The following is a 20,143-nucleotide window of genomic DNA, read 5'->3' on the forward strand; positions in this document are numbered from 1 at the left end:
CCCATGAAAAGGATTTGCCAATGGCAAGCGAGACTCTTCGCAACCCCGATACCGATCAGCTACTGACTCCGGAAAATTCGGCGTTGATCATCATCGATTATCAGCCTGTTCAGGTGTCTTCGATCCGCTCGATGCCGCGTGATGAACTCGTCTTCAACATCACCAGCGTCGCCAGGGCTGCGGTCAACTACAACCTTCCGATCATCCACTCGACCGTCAATGTCGCGACCGGCCGCAACAAGCCACCGATTCAGGAGCTGCAAGAGGTGCTCGGCCATCTGCCGACCTATGACCGCACCTCGATCAACAGTTGGGAGGACACGGAATTCAAGCAGGCAGTCAAGGCGCTCGGGCGCAAGAAGCTCATCATGACTGCGCTCTGGACCGAAGCCTGCCTGGCATTCCCGGTGCTCGACGCGATCCAGGAAGGCTATGAAGTTTATGTGCCGGTCGATGCGGTTGGCGGCACATCGCTCGCCGCACACGAGGCGGCGTTGCGCAGAATGGAACAGGCGGGCGCGAAGCTCATCAGCCGGGTGCAGATGTACTGCGAACTGCAGCGCGACTGGGCGCGAGAAGTGACCGTCCCAGGCTTTATGGGCGTGTTCGAGAATTTCGACGGGTTCAACGCTGAAAAGGCTCTGGATGAGGCGGACAAGTAGGCCTGACTAGCGGGCAGTTGATGAAGGTGGCGCTCGCGAAAGCGGACGCTGCCTTTATTTTTTGTAGTGAAATTAGCCGGACACTTTGGCACGCTCAGGCGTCGCAAAAACTTTCTAGCGACCATTAAATGGCAGAATCTCATCAACTGGCTGCTGCGCTTCTATGTCGTCAACAGCGGCGAGATTCGCATCGACGGCCAAAACATCGCGAAGTGATGCAAGACAGCTCCTGGGTATGCCTACGCTCTAGGCGTAGCTGATGACCTGTTCAAGATGTCCAGCCCTCGGTACCTATCGGTGCATCACCCAAAGCCTACATCGACGCATCAAAAAAATTGAACCGCTTTTAGACACGCTCGCCTAATGATCAGCTTGTGGATAATCCCACAGGCAATTTGCCAATATCGGCATACTCCGAGAGGTGGGCAACGTGGCTAAAGACGAGAAAAAAAGCAAAGGGGAAGCTTCGAAAGCCAGCAAGGAATTGAAAGACAAGAAGTCATCACCGGCAAAGAAATCAGCGGCGGCCTCGGCTCTTTCGAAATCTTCCGAAAAGAAAGACAAGAAAAAAGATGCCGAACCAAAAAAATCTGCAAAAAAAGCTGATAGCAAGCCAGAAAAGGCCAAGAAATCAGAGAAGGCAGAAAAGCCGGCGAAAAAGAAAAAGTGACATCTGTTATCTGCTAGGGCTTGACGCCCTAGCCTCCTCAGGCTGTGTTGCCTTCGATAGGTATCAATAGATGACGCCCAAACCACCGGACACCGATCCTGTCTCCTCCCACTATTAGTAAAGGGACAGATCTACTATCCGGAAATTTGATGATAGATCTGTCCCATTTTTCATACAGTTGTGAAGTGCATCGGTTGCAGGTGCCGCTAGGCCTCCCCTATATTTTATGGAAGGCCCACTACGCATCAGCCTTTGATGAACGCCAGCAGATCTGCGTTGATAACCTCTGGGTGAGTTGTACACATGCCGTGCGGATAGCCCTTGTAGACTTTAAGGGTGCCGTTCTTGACCAATTTGATGGACAGCTCGGCTGAGTCGGCAATCGGTACAATCTGGTCGTCGTCACCGTGCAGGATCAGCACTGGCACTGTGATCTTTTTCAAGTCTTCGGTGAAGTCGGTTTCCGAGAACGCCTTGATGCAGTCGTAGTGCGCTTTAGCGCCGCCCATCATGCCCTGGCGCCACCAGTTCTCCTTCACGCCTTCAGAGACAATGGCGCCTTCACGGTTGTAACCGTAGAACGGAATCGGCACTTCTTTATAGAACTGTGCGCGGTTGGCAGCGAGCGCTGAGCGGAAGCCGTCGAACACGTCCAGCGGCAAACCGCCAGGATTGCTGGCGGACTTGACCATGATCGGCGGAACTGCGCCGATCAATACCGCTTTTGCCACAAGGCCGGCACCATATTGAGCGACATAGCGAGCCACCTCACCGCCGCCGGTGGAGTGGCCGATATGCACGGCGTTCTTTAACTTGAGATGAGCGACCAAGGCTGCAACGTCTGCAGCGTAGGTGTCCATGTCGTTCCCGGTTGAGGTCTGCGTTGAGCGACCATGACCTCGGCGATCATGAGCGATCACTCGATAGCCCTTGGAAACAAAGAACAGCATTTGCGCGTCCCAGTCGTCGGAACTGAGAGGCCAGCCGTGGTGGAAAACGATGGGCTGACCGGTGCCCCAGTCTTTGTAGAAGATTTCGGTGCCGTCGCTGGTGGTGAAGCTGGTCATTTCGTTATGTCCTTCTTTAGTCGGGGCCGAAGTTGCTGCCTGGGCAACGTTGCTACCCATCACCATTCCCGAAATCGAACCGGCAGCCAGCGCAGTGGCGCCAACTTTGAGTACCTGCCTGCGAGAACTCGATGGGGCGTTGTATTGATCGGACACAGTACCTCCTGCTCTCGGCATCGCACGAGAGTCAGACTCAGGATCTTGGCTCAACAAGTGAGCGTGAATTAATGCTTGAACGGGTGATGCGAAAGGCTTGGGTGTTTCTCACAGAGCCTTTGCAGCGGCCTCGATGATTTGCGCGACGGGTTTTGGATTGGAAACCATGACTACGTGAGACGCACCTTTGACCACAACCGTCTGTTTGGACTTCGCCCGCTCAGCCATGAACTTCATGGCTTGTGGGGGAATGTTCTTGTCCTTGTCACCATAGATCCACCACGAAGGAATGGTTTTCCATGCAGCGTCCGTTGCTGCTTCGTTCAGTGCTTGCTCAGTGACGGGGCGCTGAGTAGCGGCCATCAAGCGGGCATCGGCAACGGGGACGTCGGCTGCGAATTGAGCGGGAAACTTATCCTGCTGGATGTAGAGATCCTTACCGCCACCCTCCAGAGCTACTGGAGTACCTAGCGTTGGGCCAAGGGTCGCCCCCGGGAATTTTCCGGTGAGCGCGACGGCGCTTTCACCGACTTCAGGTGCAAAAGCGGAGACATACACCAGTGCTTTCACATTGGCTTGTCCATTGGCTGCTTCGCTGATAACCGGCCCCCCATAGGAATGGCCTACCAGCACCACCGGGCTTTTGATGCCCTGGAGCAGATTGGTAATGGATTGGGCGTCGCTTTTAACACTGCGCAACGGGTTGGCGGCAGCAATAACGGTGTAGCCATCTTTCTCAAGAATCTTGATGACGCCATTCCAACTGCTGGAGCCGGCGAAAGCACCGTGAACGAGCACAATGGTAGGTTTGGTTGTGTCGGCCATGGCTGATGTTGCGCCGGCCATCGCAGCAGAAAAGGCCAGATGGGTCACTAATTTATTCATTTTCATACCGAGTTCCTTCCAAGGGTGCATGACAGGTTTTGGAGAACACCGAGCATGAATCTGAAGAGCTTGTATTTACCCACACGCTGCCTCTTCGACACGCTAAGCGATAGTCAGATTGGTGCATACGGGGGCAAGTCGATTGTACTCATGTGCTGTTACTTTCAGATCAATAACGAATGTCGTCAGCGCCCAGACGTTGAAAGCTGGCTCGTACACGTTTAACGGCTGTTTAACGACACTCCGCGTCACTTCCCAAAGGCTACAAATCCTTGCGCCGTTGCCTAAGGTGCCAGTACAGCGAAGGCATTGCGCCTTCGCTTCACTCCCGATCAAGCCACCGGCTGATGACTGGTCACACAGTGAATCCCCCCGCCACCCGCCGCGATGGCGTCGATATTCAACTGCACCACCTCTCGGTCCGGGTACAGCTGCGACAACAGATCAAACGCTTTCGCATCTGCCGAACGATCACCAAACTCAGGCGCAATGACCGCGCCATTCACCAAGAAGTAATTGATGTAACCCGCAGCAAAGTCCGGGTTGTCGCGGTTGAACTGGCTCTTGCGTGGATTGAGCGGCGGCGACAGGGTGTGCACTTGCAGCGCTCGGCCGTCGGCATCGGTGGCGTTCTTGAGGATCTCCAAATGCGCCAATGTCACTTTCCGATCGTATGATTCGGGGTCGTTGTCGAGGTTGGCGATCACCACGCCGGGCTTGACGAAACGCGCGTAAAAATCGACATGAGCATCGGTGATGTCCTTGCCTTTGATGCCCGGCAGCCAGATGATTTTGCGCAAACCCAAACGCTCTTTCAGTTCCTGCTCGACCTCAGCCTTGGTCCAGTCGGGGTTACGGTTGCGGTTGATCCAGCTGCTTTCGGTCATGATCCCCGTGCCGTGGCCATCCACTTCGATGCCACCGCCCTCGCCCACCAACTCGCTGCGCAGGTAACGGGCATCCGCAGTGTCGGCCACCAAAGCGGCCAGTTGCGCATCCTTGTCATGCTGTTGTTTGTTGCCCCAGCCATTGAAGTTGAAATCCACCGCACCGAGTCCGCCTTCGCCGTCGATGACGAAATTGGCGCCGATATCGCGCATCCAGATGTCGTCGAGTTCGGTGGTGGCGTAGGTAATGTTGGTGGTGCCGCACAGTTGTTCGGCCAGACTCCGCTCACGCTGGCGGCAGAACACGGTGACCGGTTCATAGTGGGCGATGGTGCTGGCGATCAGGCCGATTGCCGATTGCACGTGGGGCGTGAAATCCTCCCAGATGGCTTTCTGTGCGCCGAACGCAATGAAGGCCCGCTCGTGTCGGTCGCCCTCATCCGGCATGCGCCAGCGACCTTGGGTCGCGGCGTGCACTGGCGCGAAGCTGAAGCCGATGGAGGCCGCGGCGCCGACACCGGCAATGACCGACACCTGCTTGATGAAATCCCGACGCGTCGGCATATGTGAATCCTTGTGTGAAGCACTCATTTTGCGGTGGCCGTCTTGAATTTGGTCCAGGTACGCATCCGCGCGCGCATGTCGGATTGGGGAATGTCCTTGCCTGGAATCAGCCGCGCATACGTGGCTTCATCGAGGTAGATATCCGGGTTGTTGCGCATCGTCGCATCGACGTCCGGCCGGGCCTTGGCGTTGGAGGTCGGGTAGCCGGTGAAGTTGCTGATGGCGGCCATGTTCTGCGGGCGCATGACGAAGTTGATGAACGCATAGGCGTACTCCGGGTGTTTGGCGTCCACTGGAATCGCCATGGTGTCCATCCACACCGTGGTGCCTTCGCGGGGAACGCGGTACTCGAAGCGGGTGTGCTTGCCGGCGCTGTCCGATGTCCGTTGCGCCTGGGTCATGTCGCCGCTGTAACCGAGGGACAGGCACAGGTTGCCGTTCACCAGGTCGGTCACGGGTTGCGACTGGAACTTGCGAATGTACGGTCGCAGTTTCATCAGCAACTCACTCGCCGCGGCCAGGTCTTCAGGTTTTGCGCTGCGTGGCTCGCGACCCAGATAATTGAGCACCACCGCCAGAACTTCGTCCGGCGAATCGATCATCGAGATACCGCAATCGGCAAATTTGGCCGCCAACTCCGGTTTGAACAACATGTCGAGGCTGCTGACCGGGGCGTCCGGCGAACGCTGTTTGATCTGTTCATCATTGTAAGTCACGCCGATGGTTCCCCACGTGTAGGGGACAGTGGCCTTGCTCGACGTTTCATACTGCCGGCGCAGTTTCTGCAAACCGGGTTCGATGTCGTCCACAGCGGTGAGTTTTGAGCGGTCCAGCGGCAGCAGGCTGCCGGCACGCATCAAGCGTTCGGCAACGGTGTCGCCGGGGAAAATCAAGTCATAACCGCTGTTTCCGGCGAGCATCTTGGCTTCAAGCGTTTCGCTGCCATCCATGACGTCGTAGATCACCTTGATCCCGGTTTCGGCGGTGAATTTGGCCAATGTGTCTTCGGCGAAGTAATCGGCCCAGTTGTACAGCCTCAGGGTTTTCTCTTCGGCATGCAGCGACGACGAGGCGATTGCCAAGCCCAAGGCGCCGAGCAACAACTTGCGGGGAATGCGCATGTCAGACTCCTTGAGTGTTCCAGCGTGCATGAAGGTGACGACCGTCCTGACTCAATAACGCCCCGTACATGTCCGGACGACGGTCGCGGTAGATGCCCCAGCTCAGGCGCTCTTCGCGAATGGCGGCCAGGTCCAGGCGATGGACCAACACGCCGGTGGTGTCACGGTCGGCCTCGGCGAGCAACTTGCCCTTGTGGTTGCAGATAAACGACGAGCCGTAAAAGCTCATCTGCAAGTCCGGATCGGTGGTCGCCACTTCCCGGCCGACGCGATTGGACGCCACCACCGGCAGGATGTTGGCAGCGGCATGGCCGCGCATGGTCATCTGCCAGTGGTCACGGGAATCCAGCGCTGCGCAGCCCGGTTCAGAGCCGATGGCGGTGGGAAACAGCAAGACTTCGGCGCCCATCAATGCCAGGCAACGGGCGGTTTCGGGGAACCACTGATCCCAGCAGATCCCTACGCCGATACGCCCGAACGCGGTGTCCCAGACGCGGAAACCGGTGTCGCCGGGGCTGAAGTACTCCTTCTCCTGATAACCGATGGCGTTGGGGATGTGGGTCTTGCGATACACCCCCAGCAAGCGCCCGTCGGCATCGGCCACGCTCAGGGAATTGAAGTAGGCATTACCGGACTGTTCGAACCAGCTCAGCGGCAGCACGACACCCAGTTCCTTGGCCAACGCAGCAAAGCGTTTGAGTACGCCGCTGTATCGGTACTCTTCGGCCAACGCCAAATGTTTATGGCTTTGTTCGATGCAGAAGTACGGCGTGGCAAACAGCTCCTGCAACAGGATGACCTGGGCGCCCTTCGCTGCCGCCTCACGGACCAACTGCTCGGCCTGATCGAGGTTCTTCGGCAGGTCCCAGGTGCAAGGCATTTGGGTGGTGGCAATCGTCAACAGGGTCATGGTCAACCCTCCACTGGCCAGGCCGGCTGTTGCTGCGTGATGCAATGCACCCCGCCGCCACCATGGGCCAGGTGATTGATCCGCACCGGCACCACTTCGCGCCCGGGGAACGTCTGAGCCAATACTTCGGCCGCTGCGTTGTCGGCGTCGATGCCATAGGCCGGCATGATGATCGCGTTGTTGGCGATGTAGAAATTGGTGTACGAGGCACAGAACACTTCGGCTTCGGTGTCCACGGCATCGGTGGCTTCATAGAGCTCGATCAGCTCGAACTTGCGCCCTTGGGCATCGGTGGCCAGTTCCAGCGCGCGACGGTTTTCCCGTGCAACTTCGGCGTAAACAGAGTGCTTGTCGTGGGTGGCGTCCACCAGCAATACGCCGGGACGTGCGAAGGCGCAGACGCCATCAACGTGGCCGTCGGTCATGTCGCCCGTCACGTAGTCCGGATCACCCGGCAGCCAGATGGTTTTTTTCACGCCCAACAGACGGGTGAAAATTTCCTCGATCTCGGCCTTGGTCATGCCCGGGTTGCGATTGGGGTTGAGCAACACCGACTCGGTGGTGATCAGCGTGCCCTCGCCGTCGACATGAATCGCGCCGCCTTCGTTACTCAGTGGGGTGCCGAAACACGGCACGCCGAGGTGATTGAGTGCGCGACGTGCCAGGCTTTCATCCAGGTTATGCAGCGACTTGCCACCCCAGGCGTTGAAGCGCCAGCTCACACCGGCCAGACCGTGTTGCGGATGGCAGACGAAGCTCGGACCAGAGTCCCGGCACCAACTGTCGTTGACCGCCAGCGGGATCAGTTCGATGTTGGGTCCACACAGCGCTTGGGCACTCACGACAGCCGACGGGTCGACCACCATTTTCACCGGTTCGAACCGGGCAATGGCGTTGGCCACCCGGGCAAAATCCTCTTGCACCAGCGGCAAGGTGACACCCCAGCCCGACTCCCAGAGCGCCTGGTTGTGCGGCCAGACCATCCAGGTCGCGGCGTGCTTGACCCACTCTGCCGGCATCAACCAGCCACTGTTTTGAAGTTCGCTCTGCTGCATGATAAAAAGCCCTTTAGTTAAGCCATTGTGTTCAATGAAAACTGCCTTGGCGGTCTTGGCATGCATGCTACGGCTGTAAAAAAGGGCTAACAAACGATGGATTTTGTAGAAAAGTGATTAGAGGAACTTATCAGTATGCTTAAGCACTGGCCCCCGCTCAGCACCCTTCGCGGCTTTGAAGCAGCCGCCCGCCTGGGCAGTTTTCACAAGGCCGCCGACGAGTTGCACCTGACCCAGTCAGCCATCAGCCAGCAGATCCGCACGCTTGAAGCGTACCTTGAGCAGCCGTTGTTTTTTCGCAGTGGACGCAGCGTCAGCCTGACCGATGCCGGGCATGATTTGCTCAGCACGACCCAGGCGTTATTGCAGCAACTGGCAGTCGGCATTCGTCGCCTCGGGCAATACCAGAAACCCAACCAACTCGTGCTGAACACCACGCCGACGTTCGCCCGTCACTGGCTGCTGCCACGACTGGGAGATTTTCGCCGTCAGCATCCGGAGGTCGACCTATGGATTTTCAGCACCGATGAAGTCCCGGACATGGCCACCCAGACCATCGACCTCGCAGTGCGTGACGACATCAGCTCCCAGGCCGAGTGCAGCTTCAAGGTGCTGCACGCTGACCGCCTCTACCCGGCCTGTCACCCGGACCTGTTGGCGGTGCCCGTCGAGCAGCGCACCATCCTGCACGGCGAGCGGGAAATGGACTGGAGCCATTGGGCCGTGGAGGCTGGCATCGATGTCGGCCAGAAGGATCAGGGGCTGAATTTCTCCGATCCCGGCCTGCTGCTGGACGCGGCGTGCGCGGGGCTCGGCATCGCGCTGGTCAGCCAATTGCTGAGTCGGCCGGCGCGCGACAGCGGACTGCTGCAACCCTTGGTGGAGGACACCATTCGCGGCCCGAACTGGGCGCTGCTGACCCACCGTGACAGCGAGAACAATCCGCTCGCGCGAAGCTTTGTCGAATGGTTACTGAGTAACCTGGACGCAGCGAGTTGCGCATACACGTCTCCTTGTTCGTCCTCGTGAAAGTTATCGTGCAAGCCGCCCAGCCCAAAGCCGCGCGGATCAACCCTTAACAGCCGCTTCGATCGCCGCGACGTCGATTTTCCCCATCTGCATCATGGCGTCGAACGCACGCTTGGCCGCGACTTGATCAGGATTGTTGATGGCGTCTGTCAGGACGCGCGGCGTGATCTGCCACGACAGTCCCCATTTGTCCTGGCACCAGCCGCAGACGTTTTCCACGCCGCCGTTTCCGATAATCGCGTTCCACAAACGGTCCGTTTCGGCTTGATCGTCAGTCGCCACCTGGAACGAGAAAGCCTGGTTGTGCTTGACCCCCGCCCCCCCGTTCAGGCCGAGACAAGGAATGCCCATCACCTTGAACTCGACCGTCAATACATCGCCTTGCTTGCCCGCCGGATAGTCGCCAGGCGCGCGAAGGATGGTTCCCACCGCGCTGTCGGGAAACGTCTTGGCGTAGAACGTGGCGGCGTCCAGTGCGGCACCGTCGTACCAGAGACAAATCGTGTTTTTGCTGACCATTCTGGTTCTCCAATATTGGGGAATGAATGATCATTCTAGCTTGCTGATTACTGGAAGCTCGGCTCTGCACAAACCGCAGACGTAGCACGAAGTGTACGCAGCCCCAAAAGCACGATCACCACCATGGCCAGCCCCGCGACAATGGCGACACCGAAGCCTGCCTGCGCGCCATGGACGTCAATGACCAGGCCCGCCAGTACGCCACCGAGCGCTACGCCGATGCTGATGCCTGTCGTCATCCACGTCAGTCCTTCGGTGATCCTGGAAGGCGGAACAATGATCGTACCGAGATTCATGACGACGACCATCGTTGGCGCAAATGACATACCGGCCACAAACAGCATCCCGGAAAGGATGTAGACGTTCGGTGAGAGAATGGGCAGTACAGCTGTGACTGCCGTTATCAGAACCCCGATAAAGAACTGCTTTTCAATCGGCAAGGAAATCCTTAACGCGCCAAACGTCAGGCCCGCGATCATGGAGCCGAGCGCATAGGCTGCCAGGATGAAACTGGCAGACGCCGGCCAGCCTTGTGCGTTGGCGAAGGCAACAACCGCCACGTCGACTGATCCGCCAATTACACCCATCGCCAAGAGCGCCAGCACGATGGTACGAACGCCGGGGATAAGCAGAGTGGAACTTGCGCTCCTTTTAACACCCACAACCACCTTCGGTTCTGTCTGGCGCTGCATAAGAAAGGCCGTCACGCCGACAACCAGCAACAAGACGGCGACAAGAGGCCCGGCTTCGGCGAAAAGGCTGACGCTCAAACCAATGGCAAGTGGTGGGCCGATGATAAAGGCGAGTTCAGTTAGCACCGTGTCCAGGGAGAAGGCCGTGTGTAATTGCGGCTTGCCACGGAAAAGCTGCGTCCAGCGTGCTCTGATCATGGCGGGCATGCTTGGCATCGTGCCCGCCAATGCCGCAAGAATAAAAAGCAGTGGGGCCGGAGCCTTCATGTAGACAGCGATGATCAGCGCCAGCAACATGCCAATGCTGAAGGCCGTCACAAAGGGCAGAACCCGACTCTGGCCCCGCTGATCAACGAGCTTCGACACTTGCGGGCCGATCAGCGCATTCGCCAAGGTAAAAGTACCGGCGACCGAGCCCGCCAGCCAATAAAGACCCGTCTGCTGCACCAGCATGGTAATGATGCCGATGCCGATCATTGCCTGTGGCAGACGGGCAATGGAACTCGCGATCACCAACCCCATGACGCCCGGGGTGGTGAGAAGTTCGCGGTAGGGATTTGCCATGATTCCTCCTGTTTATACTTCGACGCTGATAAGTAGCCCGCTGGCATGCAATGCAAACTAATGGGGTATCGGCACCTGAATGGTTATTTGAGCCAGCATGCAAGTGGGCTATTACAAACCCACTTGCATGCAGATGAGCGAAACGCTCAATCATTGCCTCTTACAAAAGCGCTCGGCTTAATGCTTCAGCCAAGTGCTTGCGATTACTGACGTCCTCCATCATCGACACATGCCCGCCTGGAATCGAAACAGAATTAATCGCCAAATCAGGCAAGAGCTCTCTCCACCCGCCTACCCTATCAACCCGCAGCAGAGGGCTACGCTCACGATCAGCCGCGTAGAAATGATAGAGATTGACCGGCAATGGAGAGGGTTTATAGGCGCCGGCAATGTGTGAGAAATGATAAATGGCTTGCCATTTGACTGTTTCCAGCGAGAGGTCTGCATTTGGATCATAACCTCCCAGATCCTGTGCTTTTTTAATCAGCTCGGCAAACTCATCACCCTCATTCAACACATCGAATTTATGACGCTCCGCCTCGCAAGCCACCGCCTTAACATGTTCAATAAAGTAGTCTTTTATGGCTCGATTTTTATAAAGCAACTTATGCGGGGCCGGCACGTCAATAAACCCTAAGAACTCAACACTGGCGTCCTTGCACATAAGCGCATGGGCGATGGCATAAGCGAGAATCCCTCCAGAGGAATACCCCGCAATGCGATAAGGCCCTTCAGGCTGGATCGCCTGCATGAGCGGTATCATTCTTTCGGCCATATCCTCCATCGAGTGAGGCAAAGGGTCGCCAATGGCCGACCACGGCAATACATGGATCGGGCAGCTAACCCGGAGTTGTTGCGCCAGAGAAATAGCGTACGAATAATCGGCCAATCCCGAGGGCACGAAAAAGACCGGTGGCTCAGTCCCGCCAGCGCGCACCGTGATCGCCCCGATCTGCGGATTGAACACAGGAGACTGTGCGATCCGAGTGGCAAGGTTGGCCAATCTCGGGTGTTCAAAAATGTCGCTCAGCGAACACTCCAGACCATAACCCCTGATTTTTTGCATCAGTTGGACGGCCATTAGCGAATGGCCGCCGAGGGCGAAGAAGTTGTCATGGCGGCCGACTTGTTCAACCCCGAGCAACCCTGACCAGAGCGCTGCCAGAATCGTCTCGGTCTCACCTTGTGGTGCTTCATACGCCGCATGGGCAAAAGCCTCGCCCTCAGGAACAGGCAACGCCCGCCGATCAAGCTTGCCATTCGGGGTCAGCGGCAAGCGTTCAATCAGCACAAAGGCAGACGGCACCATGTAGTCGGGTAGACGTTCACTCAGATAATCACGCAGTCGACCTGCAAGCGATAAACCCGCCTCTGAGTCGGCATTTCCCAACACCTCTGGCCGAGCTACTACATAAGCGACCAGTCGCTTGTCCGGGTCTACGCCTTGCACCTCCACCACCGCCTCGCGGAGGGAAGGATGCTCGGTCAATCTGGCCGCAATTTCACCCGGTTCAATCCGCAAGCCACGGATCTTGACCTGGTCGTCATTGCGCCCCAGGAACACCAGGTTTCCGTCCGGCAGATAACGGGCCAGGTCCCCCGTCTTATACATACGCGCGTCAGGCTCGCCGGCAAATGGATCAAGCAAGAAACGCTCATCCGTCAGTTCAGCGAGGTTCAGATACCCACGCGCAACACCCATGCCCCCGATGTACATCTCGCCCACCGCACCCAGCGGAACTGGCTCGCCATACGCGTCCAGGAGGTAAATGCGGGTGTTTGAAATCGGACGGCCTATCGGCACCGGATCAACGTCATCAGAGGAACAGCGATGGACTGCCGCCCAGACTGTCGCTTCAGTCGGGCCATATTCATTGAACAACTCAATGCTGGTGAATGCTGAAGTCACTTCCTGGATCAGCTTCGCAGGACATGTTTCACCCGCCACGATCACCTGACGCAGTTGTCCATATCCAAGTTGGGCGACTTGCGGCAAAACCAATCTTGCGAGAGACGGCACCAACAGCACTGACGTGACTTTGTTCTCAATCAACAGGCGGCTGATGATCAGTGGATCTACGACGGCTTTGCCGCCTGGTAAACACAAGGCACCACCGGTGGTTAATGTTCCGAAGATGCCGGCTACAGAACTGTCAAACGCCATTGATGACAGCAGTAAAAATACAGCGTCGGAACCTGGCTTGTAGACTGTGGTTCGTGCCAATGTCGATGCGATCAATCCACGGTGTTCGATCATGACGCCCTTGGGCTGACCGGTTGAACCCGAGGTATAGATCAGATAAGCGAGGTTGCGCGGTGTAAGGCCGGGAACCTGAAAATTGACATCAGACGTCGTCAACATTTCATTGGGATCAAGCACGGTATGGGACTGCAGTGCCTCACCCAGCACCTGCCGTCCGGCCGCATCGGCCAACACCAGGACCGGCGCCGTATCGGCAAGAATGTAAGCCAGTCGATCTCCCGGATAGGCCGGATCAAGCGGCACATAGGCGCCGCCCGCCTTCAGGATCGCCATCAGACCCACAACCATTGCCGCCGAGCGCTCGACACAGATCGCCACCCGCTGGTCGGGCTCGACGCCCTGCTCGACCAGCCGATGTGCCAGTCGATTGGCCCTGGCATTGAGTTCACCGTAACTGAGCGCCTCGCCCTCAAGGATCAGCGCCATTGCCTCTGGAGTGCGCGCCACCTGCGCCTCAAACAAATGATGAATGCACACATGATCCGGGCAGGATGCATCCGTCGCGTTCCACGTCTTGAGCAGCAAGGTACGTTCAGGCGCAGGCAAAATATTCAGCTGTCGAACCGGGCGCTGCGGCGAGCGCTCCAGGGTCTGCGCCAGACTGTCCAACGCCTGCTCCATGTAGCCACACACGCGTTCGGAATCGAACGGCGTGACCACTTGGGTCGTCAACCCCAGTGAGTGACTGAAATCTTCCACAGACAACGTGAACGGATAATTGGTCCGCTCTTGTTCACTCAAGAACTCGACGCCCGGCATTTGCCCCATGGTCTGGACGATGTTGTCCGCACCCGCCAGATCATTGTGCCGATAGTTGAGCAATGCGCTGAACAGCGGCGTGCCTGTAGCGACCCCACTGCACCTTTGTGCCAGTGCCAGCGAGGCATGCTCGTGGGCGAGCAACTCGGCCAGTCGGGCATGGGCCTGCTGGACACTCTCAGCGGTATCAATGCCGCCTGAGTCAAAGCGGATTGGAAGCGTGTTGATGAACATGCCCATCGCTCGATCCGCCCCGTGGCCCGCTTGCATGCGCCCAAACAGCACCGTACCAAACACGACCTTTTCCTGGCCGCTGGTGCGCGCCAGAACCTGGGCAAAGGCAACATGACACAGACTGGCGAGACTCACATTCAATCGCCTCGCCTGCGCCCGCAGCCGATCATTGAGTTCGGCCGAAACCATGCGGCAGGTCTGCCCCACCTGCGCGCCATCCAGATGCACTTCCGCCAATCCAAAGGGCAGCGTCGGCTCATCTATGCCAGCCAGCATCGATCTGAAGAAACGTTCATGTTCCGCCACGCTCTTGCCCAAACGCACCTGACCGATCAGGTTGCGGAACGGTTGAGGCGACGGCAGCTTCTCACCGCGATCGGCGAGGAAAGCCTGCACTTCGTTATAAAAAAATTGCAAGGAAGAAGCATCGTCAATCAAGTGATGCTGCAGCTGCATCAGAATGAAGCGGCCTGCGACAGGGTCATGGGCAACGATAAAGCGCAGCACCGGTGCCTGGGTCAGGTCAATTCGGTGTCGACATGAATCGAAGCGCCGGGAAAGCTGTTCGGTAACGGGGCCGTCTGCCGGATCGAGAACAACATCAGTGACGGAAAGTGGAGCCTGTCGCCAGACAACTTGCGCGGCGCGAGACATTCCTTCCCAGACAAAAGCGGTACGCAAAATGTCGTGACGGTCTACCACCTGTTGAACGGCGCCGAGATAGCGTTCCAGTGTTTCACGATCAGCAAAGGCCATCTGCGCAACCAGCAAATAGGGGTCACCTTCCTTTGCCAGCATGTGGTGGAACAGGATGCCGTCCTGCATCGGTGAGAGCGCGTAGATATCCTGAATGTTGGTTGCCCCCCCAGGTACCTGTGAAACGATCAGATCGATGTCCGATTGGCTGAGATCGATCAACGGCAGCAGGTCGGGCGTGATTCTGCCGGTCTCGGGATTGATAAGATTCGGCGGCACCACCACCTCTCTGTGTTGGCCAAGCGTGCTGGCCAGCACCGACAACACCGGCGTCTGAAACAGATCACGCACAGCAAGACTCAGACCCTGGCGGCGCAGCCGTTCGATCAACCGCACCGCCAAGAGTGAATGGCCGCCGAGGGCGAAGAAGTTGTCATGGCGACCGACTTGCTCAACGCCAAGCAGCTCGGACCAGATCCCGGCAAGGGTGACCTCGATCTCGCCCAACGGCGCCTCGTAGGCCGCATGGGCAAAGGCATCGTCCTCTGGAACCGGCAGCGCCCGCCGATCAAGCTTGCCATTACCCGTCAGCGGCAAGCTTTCCATCCGTACAAAGGCAGACGGCACCATGTAGTCGGGTAAACGGCTGCTCAGGTAATCACGCAGCGTTCCCGCCAGCGCCCGGCCAGTTGCAGCGTCTACCGGCGTGTCCTGAACCTCGGAGTGCGTCACCACGTAAGCCACCAGGCGCTTGTTGGCATCCTCGCCTTGCGCCACCACCACCGCCTCGCGGAGGGAAGGATGCTCGGCCAATCGGGCCGCAATTTCCCCCAGTTCTATCCGGAAGCCGCGGATTTTCACCTGATCGTCATTGCGCCCCAGAAACGCCAGATTGCCGTTCGGAAGGTAACGGGCCAGGTCCCCCGTTTTATACATTCGCGCTTCAGGTTTGCCGGCGAAGGGATCGAACAAGAAACGCTCGGCCGTCAGCTCAGGGCGGTTCAGATAGCCACGCGCAACACCCGCGCCGCCGACGTACATCTCACCCACGGCCCCCATCGGAACAGGCTGGCCATGCGCGTCCAGCAGATAGAGATTCAAATCCGGCAGACGCCGACCGATCACGCTGTCGTCTTGTCGCGCATCGGATGAAGTCAGCGGGTACCAGGAAACGTGGACCGTGGTCTCCGTGATCCCGTACATGTTGACCAGTTGCGGGGCCGATTCGCCACGCACGCCATACCAGACGCGCAGGGTCGACGGTTGCAGTGCTTCGCCGCCAAAGATGACGTAGCGCAGGCGGTCCGATGACGGTTGTGCATATTCGATCAAGGCTGTGAACGCGCTCGGGGTCTGGTTCAGGACGGTGACGCCCTGCTCACAAATCAACTGATAAAACGCTTGCGGAGAACGGGTAATGGCATGCGGGACCAACACCAGCGTGCCGCCATAACGAAGGGCGCCCCACAGTTCCCAGACCGAGAAGTCGAAGGCAAAAGAGTGGAACAGGCACCAGACGTCACTGGCCTCAAAACCAAAGTCGGCGTGTGTCGTGTCGAACAGACGCACCACCTGAGCATGCTCGATCATCACCCCTTTAGGCTGTCCGGTTGAGCCCGAGGTGTAGATGATATAAGCGAGGTTATTGGTGCCAAGGCCTGGAACTACAGGGTTGGCGTCCGCCCCGATCGACGCTTCAGCGTGGACCTCATTGGGATCGATTACGGTACGAGCCTGCAAAGCGTCCCCGAGTGCCTGGTGTCCGGCCGCATCAGCCAGCACCAAAACCGGAGCTGTATCACCAAGGATGAAAGCCAGTCGCTCCCCCGAGTACTCCGGATCGAGCGGCACATAGGCGCCACCCGCCTTCAGGATCGCCATCAGGCCAACCACCATGGCCGTGGAACGTTCGACACAGATCGCCACGCGCTGGTCAGGCCTGACGCCTGAAGCAATCAGCCGATGCGCCAGCCGATTGGCCCTGAGGTTGAGTTCGCCATAGCTGAGCGCCTCGCCTTCAAAGACCAGTGCGGTTGCCTCAGGATTGCGTGCAACCTGCTCCTCGAATAGCTGATGCATACACAGATGAGCCGGGCGGGATTCATCCACCGAGTTCCACGTCTTGAGCAACAAGGTGCGCTCAGACGCCTCAAGCAGGTCTATTTTGGCGACAGTCTGGCTGGCATCCCGGGTCATCTCGGCAAGGACAGTCTTCAGATAACCCGCGTGGCGCTCGATCGTGGCTGCGTCAAACAACGCCGTCGCATAGCCAAGCGCCCCCACGATTCGATCGCCCGCCTCGGCCAGGTTCAGCTCCAGATCGAACCGCGCCACCTCATAGGATGAACCCACTGGGCTGGCTTCAAGGCCGGGCAAGGCCCATTGGCCTGCATCATGGTTTTGCCAGGCAAATACCACCTGAAACAGTGGCGTATGGCTCAACCGTCTAGGCGGCTGGGTCATCTCCACCACCTGCTCGAACGGCAGATCCTGATGATCCTGGGCCTTGAGTGCCCGCTCGCGTACTCGCGCAATGAGGTCGGTCACACTCGGGTTGTCGCCAAGATCGATCCGCAGCGCCAGTGTGTTGACGAAAAAGCCGATCAGCGGCTCGATGTCGCAATGGCCACGGTTGGCACTTGGCGCGCCGATCACAATGTCTTCCTGCCCCGACAGACGTGACAGTACTGCCGCCCAGGCCGACAACACGGTCATGAACAGCGTCACGCCCTGCTGCTGGCTGAAACGCTTGAGGGCCGTTGTCAGCTCTGCGCTGAGCTCGATCGGCACAGAGGCGCCCACAAGGGACTGCTGCTCAGGCCGCCGCCGGTCTGTGGGCAGGTCGAGCAGCGTTGGCGCATCGGCCAGCGCCTGCTTCCAGTACGCCGCCTGCTCATTCAAGCGCTCCCCCGACAGCCATTGCCGCTGCCAGGCGGCATAGTCCGGATACTGGATCGCCAGCGGCGGCAATGGACTGGCCTGATCGTTAATGAACGCCGTGTACAGCGCACTCAGCTCTGGCAAAAGTATGCCGAGCGACCAGCCATCCGAGACGATGTGGTGTTGTGTGAGAAGCAATACATGCTCATCGACGGAGGCGGCGACAGGCACCCGGATCAGGCAAGCCCGAATCAGCGGGCCACTAGCGAGATCAAAGGGCGCCCGGGCTTCGTCGGTGCAAAGCCTTGCAAGCTCGGCTTCTGCGCCCGATTCAAGAAGATCAATCCGGCGCAATGGCAACCCCTGGTCGCCGGCCAGCAGACGCACTTCGACCTCGCCCTCTTGGGTGACAAAGACCGAGCGCAATGCCTCATGGCGCGACCAGAGTGCATCAAGGGCCTGCTGCAACACCGTCACGTTCAACTGGCCGCGCAATCTCAGGGCCAAGGGGATGTGATAGGCATCGCTGATCCCACTGTCGAGTTGGGCCAGAAACCACAGTCGCTGCTGAGCGAAAGACAGCGGCAAGGATTCATCGCGAGAAAGGGTCTGGATCGATCCACGCGCCACAGCGCCGCCGTTGCGCAGGGCTTCAATCGCCAAAGCCACAGCCTCGAGCGTTGGAGAGGCGAACAAGGTGGCGAGCGGCAATTCAGCCCCAAGGGCTGCAATGCGACTGACCAGCCTCACGGCCATGAGCGAATGACCGCCGAGGGCGAAGAAGTTGTCATGGCGACCGATTTGTTCAACGCCAAGCAGCTCCGACCAGATCCCGGCCAGGTGGACCTCGATCTCGCCCAGCGGCGCCTCGTAGGCCTCACGGGCAAAAGCGTCCTCCTGCGGAACAGGCAACGCCTTGCGATCAAGCTTGCCATTGGCCGTCAGGGGGAAGCTGTCCATCCGCACAAAGGCAGACGGCACCATGTAGTCGGGTAAACGGTTACTCAGGTAATCACGTAGCGTTCCCGCCAGCGACAAGCCAGATTCACAATCGACCGATGCGTCCTCAACTTCGGACTGCGCCAACACATAAGCCACCAGACGCTTGTCGGTCTCCTCGCCTTGCGCCACTACCACCGCCTCGCGGAGGGAGGGATGCTCGGCCAATTTGGCTGCAATCTCACCCAGCTCGATCCGGAAACCGCGGATCTTCACCTGGTCGTCATTGCGCCCCATAAACGCCAGATTTCCGTCTGGAAGATAACGGGCCAGGTCCCCCGACCGGTACATACGCGCGTCAGCCTTCCCCGCAAAAGGGTCGTGCAGGAAACGCTCAGCCGTCAGCTCGGGACGGTTCAGATAGCCACGCGCAACACCGGCGCCGCCGACGTACATTTCACCCACTTCCCCCATCGGAACCGGCTGGCCATGCGAGTCCAGAAGATAGAGATTCAAACCCGGCAGGCATTGACCGATCACGCTGTCGACTTGTCTCGCATCGGATGAAGTCAGCGGGTAATAAGTGACGTGGACCGTGGTTTCGGTGATCCCGTACATGTTGACCAGTTGCGGGGCAGATTCTTCACGCACGCCATACCAGTCGCGCAAGGTCGACGGTTGCAGCGCTTCACCGCCAAAAATGACGTAGCGAAGAGGGTTCGATGACGGTTGTAGGTATTCCATCAAGGCGGTGAAGGCGCTCGGGGTCTGGTTCAGGACGGTGACGCCCTGCTCACAAATCAGCTGGTAAAACGCTTGGGGAGAACGGGTAATGGCATGCGGGACCAACACCAGCGTGCCGCCATAACGAAGGGCTCCCCACAGCTCCCAGACCGAGAAGTCGAAGGCAAAAGAGTGGAACAGGCACCAGACGTCGCTGGCCACAAAACCAAAGGATGGATGTGTCGTGTCGAACAGACGCACCACCTGAGCATGCTCGACCATGACCCCTTTGGGCTGTCCGGTTGAGCCCGAGGTGTAGATGATATAAGCGAGGTTGCCGGGGGTAAGGCCGGGGACGTCAGGGTTGGTGTCCGCTTCGGTCGGGACCTCCCGGGGATCAAGGACGGTAAGAGCCTTTAAAGCGTCCCCGAGCGCCTGGCGCCCGGCCGCATCAGCCAGCACCAGAACCGGAGCCGTATCGCCAAGAATGAACGCCAGTCGCTCCCCCGAGCTCTCCGGATCGAGCGGCACATAGGCGCCACCCGCCTTCAGGATCGCCATCAGGCCAACAACCATCGCCAAGGAGCGCTCGACACAGATCGCCACGTGCTGGTCGGGCCTGACGCCCAAAGCAATCAGCCGATGCGCCAACCGATTAGCCCTGGCGTTGAGTTCGCCATAGCTGAGCACCTCGCCCTCAAACACCAGTGCTGTTGCCTCAGGATTGCGCGCAACCTGCGCCTCGAATAACTGATGAATACACAGATGTACAGAATATTCAGACGTAACTTGGTCGTGCATCCTTGCCTCCAGAAGTGAACAAAGTCACTTCTATCGATTGATTGCACCTACATCATGTAAGTGCAAG

At 58.4% G+C, this 20,143-nt stretch carries 11 protein-coding genes and 1 pseudogene; 3 read left to right on the forward strand and 9 right to left on the reverse strand.

The features are described from left to right. Positions 1–20: 20 nt before the first annotated feature. Both ACYZTY_RS16785 and ACYZTY_RS16790 read left to right on the forward strand, forming a co-directional pair. Entirely contained in the window at positions 21–662 is a 642-nt protein-coding gene (locus tag ACYZTY_RS16785) for a hydrolase (RefSeq protein ID WP_461954654.1), read from the forward strand. Positions 663–1,083: 421 nt separating this feature from the next. Further along, on the forward strand, positions 1,084–1,332 hold the full coding sequence (locus ACYZTY_RS16790; protein ID WP_461954655.1) for a hypothetical protein: 249 nt from the start codon (positions 1,084–1,086) through the stop codon (positions 1,330–1,332). 245 nt (positions 1,333–1,577) lie between these two features. Here the strand turns inward: ACYZTY_RS16790 and ACYZTY_RS16795 are convergent, their stop codons facing one another. The 6 genes from ACYZTY_RS16795 to ACYZTY_RS16820 all read right to left on the reverse strand — a co-directional run bounded on the left by ACYZTY_RS16795 (position 1,578) and on the right by ACYZTY_RS16820 (position 7,977). Next, positions 1,578–2,399: an alpha/beta fold hydrolase gene (locus tag ACYZTY_RS16795; protein WP_461954656.1), complete on the reverse strand. Its 822-nt coding sequence runs from the start codon at positions 2,397–2,399 to the stop codon at positions 1,578–1,580. Between the two features lie 264 nt (positions 2,400–2,663). Further along, positions 2,664–3,440 (reverse strand): alpha/beta fold hydrolase, encoded by a 777-nt coding sequence (locus ACYZTY_RS16800; protein WP_461959337.1) that lies wholly within the window; start codon positions 3,438–3,440, stop codon positions 2,664–2,666. A 332-nt stretch (positions 3,441–3,772) separates the two neighbouring features. Beyond that, the gene (locus tag ACYZTY_RS16805) at positions 3,773–4,891 is read right to left on the reverse strand and encodes an agmatine deiminase family protein (protein ID WP_461954657.1); all 1,119 of its coding nucleotides are present in this window, start codon (positions 4,889–4,891) and stop codon (positions 3,773–3,775) included. Positions 4,892–4,914: 23 nt separating this feature from the next. Next, complete coding sequence (locus ACYZTY_RS16810) at positions 4,915–6,012, reverse strand: extracellular solute-binding protein (RefSeq protein WP_461954658.1); 1,098 nt, start codon at positions 6,010–6,012, stop codon at positions 4,915–4,917. 1 nt (position 6,013) lies between these two features. Next, positions 6,014–6,922 (reverse strand): N-carbamoylputrescine amidase, encoded by a 909-nt coding sequence (gene aguB, locus ACYZTY_RS16815; RefSeq protein WP_461954659.1) that lies wholly within the window; start codon positions 6,920–6,922, stop codon positions 6,014–6,016. Between the two features lie 2 nt (positions 6,923–6,924). After that, the gene (locus ACYZTY_RS16820; RefSeq protein ID WP_461954660.1) at positions 6,925–7,977 is read right to left on the reverse strand and encodes an agmatine deiminase family protein; all 1,053 of its coding nucleotides are present in this window, start codon (positions 7,975–7,977) and stop codon (positions 6,925–6,927) included. A 135-nt stretch (positions 7,978–8,112) separates the two neighbouring features. Between ACYZTY_RS16820 and ACYZTY_RS16825 the strand changes: the two genes are divergently transcribed. Beyond that, positions 8,113–9,006 (forward strand): LysR substrate-binding domain-containing protein, encoded by an 894-nt coding sequence (locus ACYZTY_RS16825; protein WP_461954661.1) that lies wholly within the window; start codon positions 8,113–8,115, stop codon positions 9,004–9,006. 39 nt (positions 9,007–9,045) lie between these two features. Here the strand turns inward: ACYZTY_RS16825 and ACYZTY_RS16830 are convergent, their stop codons facing one another. From ACYZTY_RS16830 to ACYZTY_RS16840, 3 genes and pseudogenes are all read right to left on the reverse strand, one after another. Further along, positions 9,046–9,525, reverse strand: a complete 480-nt coding sequence (locus tag ACYZTY_RS16830; RefSeq protein WP_461954662.1) for a VOC family protein — start codon at positions 9,523–9,525, stop codon at positions 9,046–9,048. A gap of 47 nt (positions 9,526–9,572) precedes the next feature. After that, positions 9,573–10,781, reverse strand: coding sequence for an MFS transporter (locus tag ACYZTY_RS16835; protein ID WP_461954663.1), 1,209 nt, complete (start codon positions 10,779–10,781; stop codon positions 9,573–9,575). A 160-nt stretch (positions 10,782–10,941) separates the two neighbouring features. Then, positions 10,942–20,076: pseudogene (locus ACYZTY_RS16840) on the reverse strand (non-ribosomal peptide synthetase); the annotation flags it as partial. Positions 20,077–20,143: the final 67 nt, after the last annotated feature.

The organism is Pseudomonas sp. LB1P83 (assembly GCF_054897885.1).

Bases quoted from the DNA above. Each gene is read 5' to 3' on its own strand.
- ACYZTY_RS16785 (WP_461954654.1), top strand. From the start codon at position 21: ATGGCAAGCGAGACTCTTCGCAACCCCGATACCGATCAGCTACTGACT.
- ACYZTY_RS16795 (WP_461954656.1), bottom strand. From the start codon at position 2,399: ATGACCAGCTTCACCACCAGCGACGGCACCGAAATCTTCTACAAAGAC.
- ACYZTY_RS16800 (WP_461959337.1), bottom strand. From the start codon at position 3,440: ATGAATAAATTAGTGACCCATCTGGCCTTTTCTGCTGCGATGGCCGGC.
- ACYZTY_RS16805 (WP_461954657.1), bottom strand. From the start codon at position 4,891: ATGCCGACGCGTCGGGATTTCATCAAGCAGGTGTCGGTCATTGCCGGT.
- ACYZTY_RS16810 (WP_461954658.1), bottom strand. From the start codon at position 6,012: ATGCGCATTCCCCGCAAGTTGTTGCTCGGCGCCTTGGGCTTGGCAATC.
- aguB (WP_461954659.1), bottom strand. From the start codon at position 6,922: ATGACCCTGTTGACGATTGCCACCACCCAAATGCCTTGCACCTGGGAC.
- ACYZTY_RS16820 (WP_461954660.1), bottom strand. From the start codon at position 7,977: ATGCAGCAGAGCGAACTTCAAAACAGTGGCTGGTTGATGCCGGCAGAG.
- ACYZTY_RS16825 (WP_461954661.1), top strand. From the start codon at position 8,113: ATGCTTAAGCACTGGCCCCCGCTCAGCACCCTTCGCGGCTTTGAAGCA.
- ACYZTY_RS16830 (WP_461954662.1), bottom strand. From the start codon at position 9,525: ATGGTCAGCAAAAACACGATTTGTCTCTGGTACGACGGTGCCGCACTG.
- ACYZTY_RS16835 (WP_461954663.1), bottom strand. From the start codon at position 10,781: ATGGCAAATCCCTACCGCGAACTTCTCACCACCCCGGGCGTCATGGGG.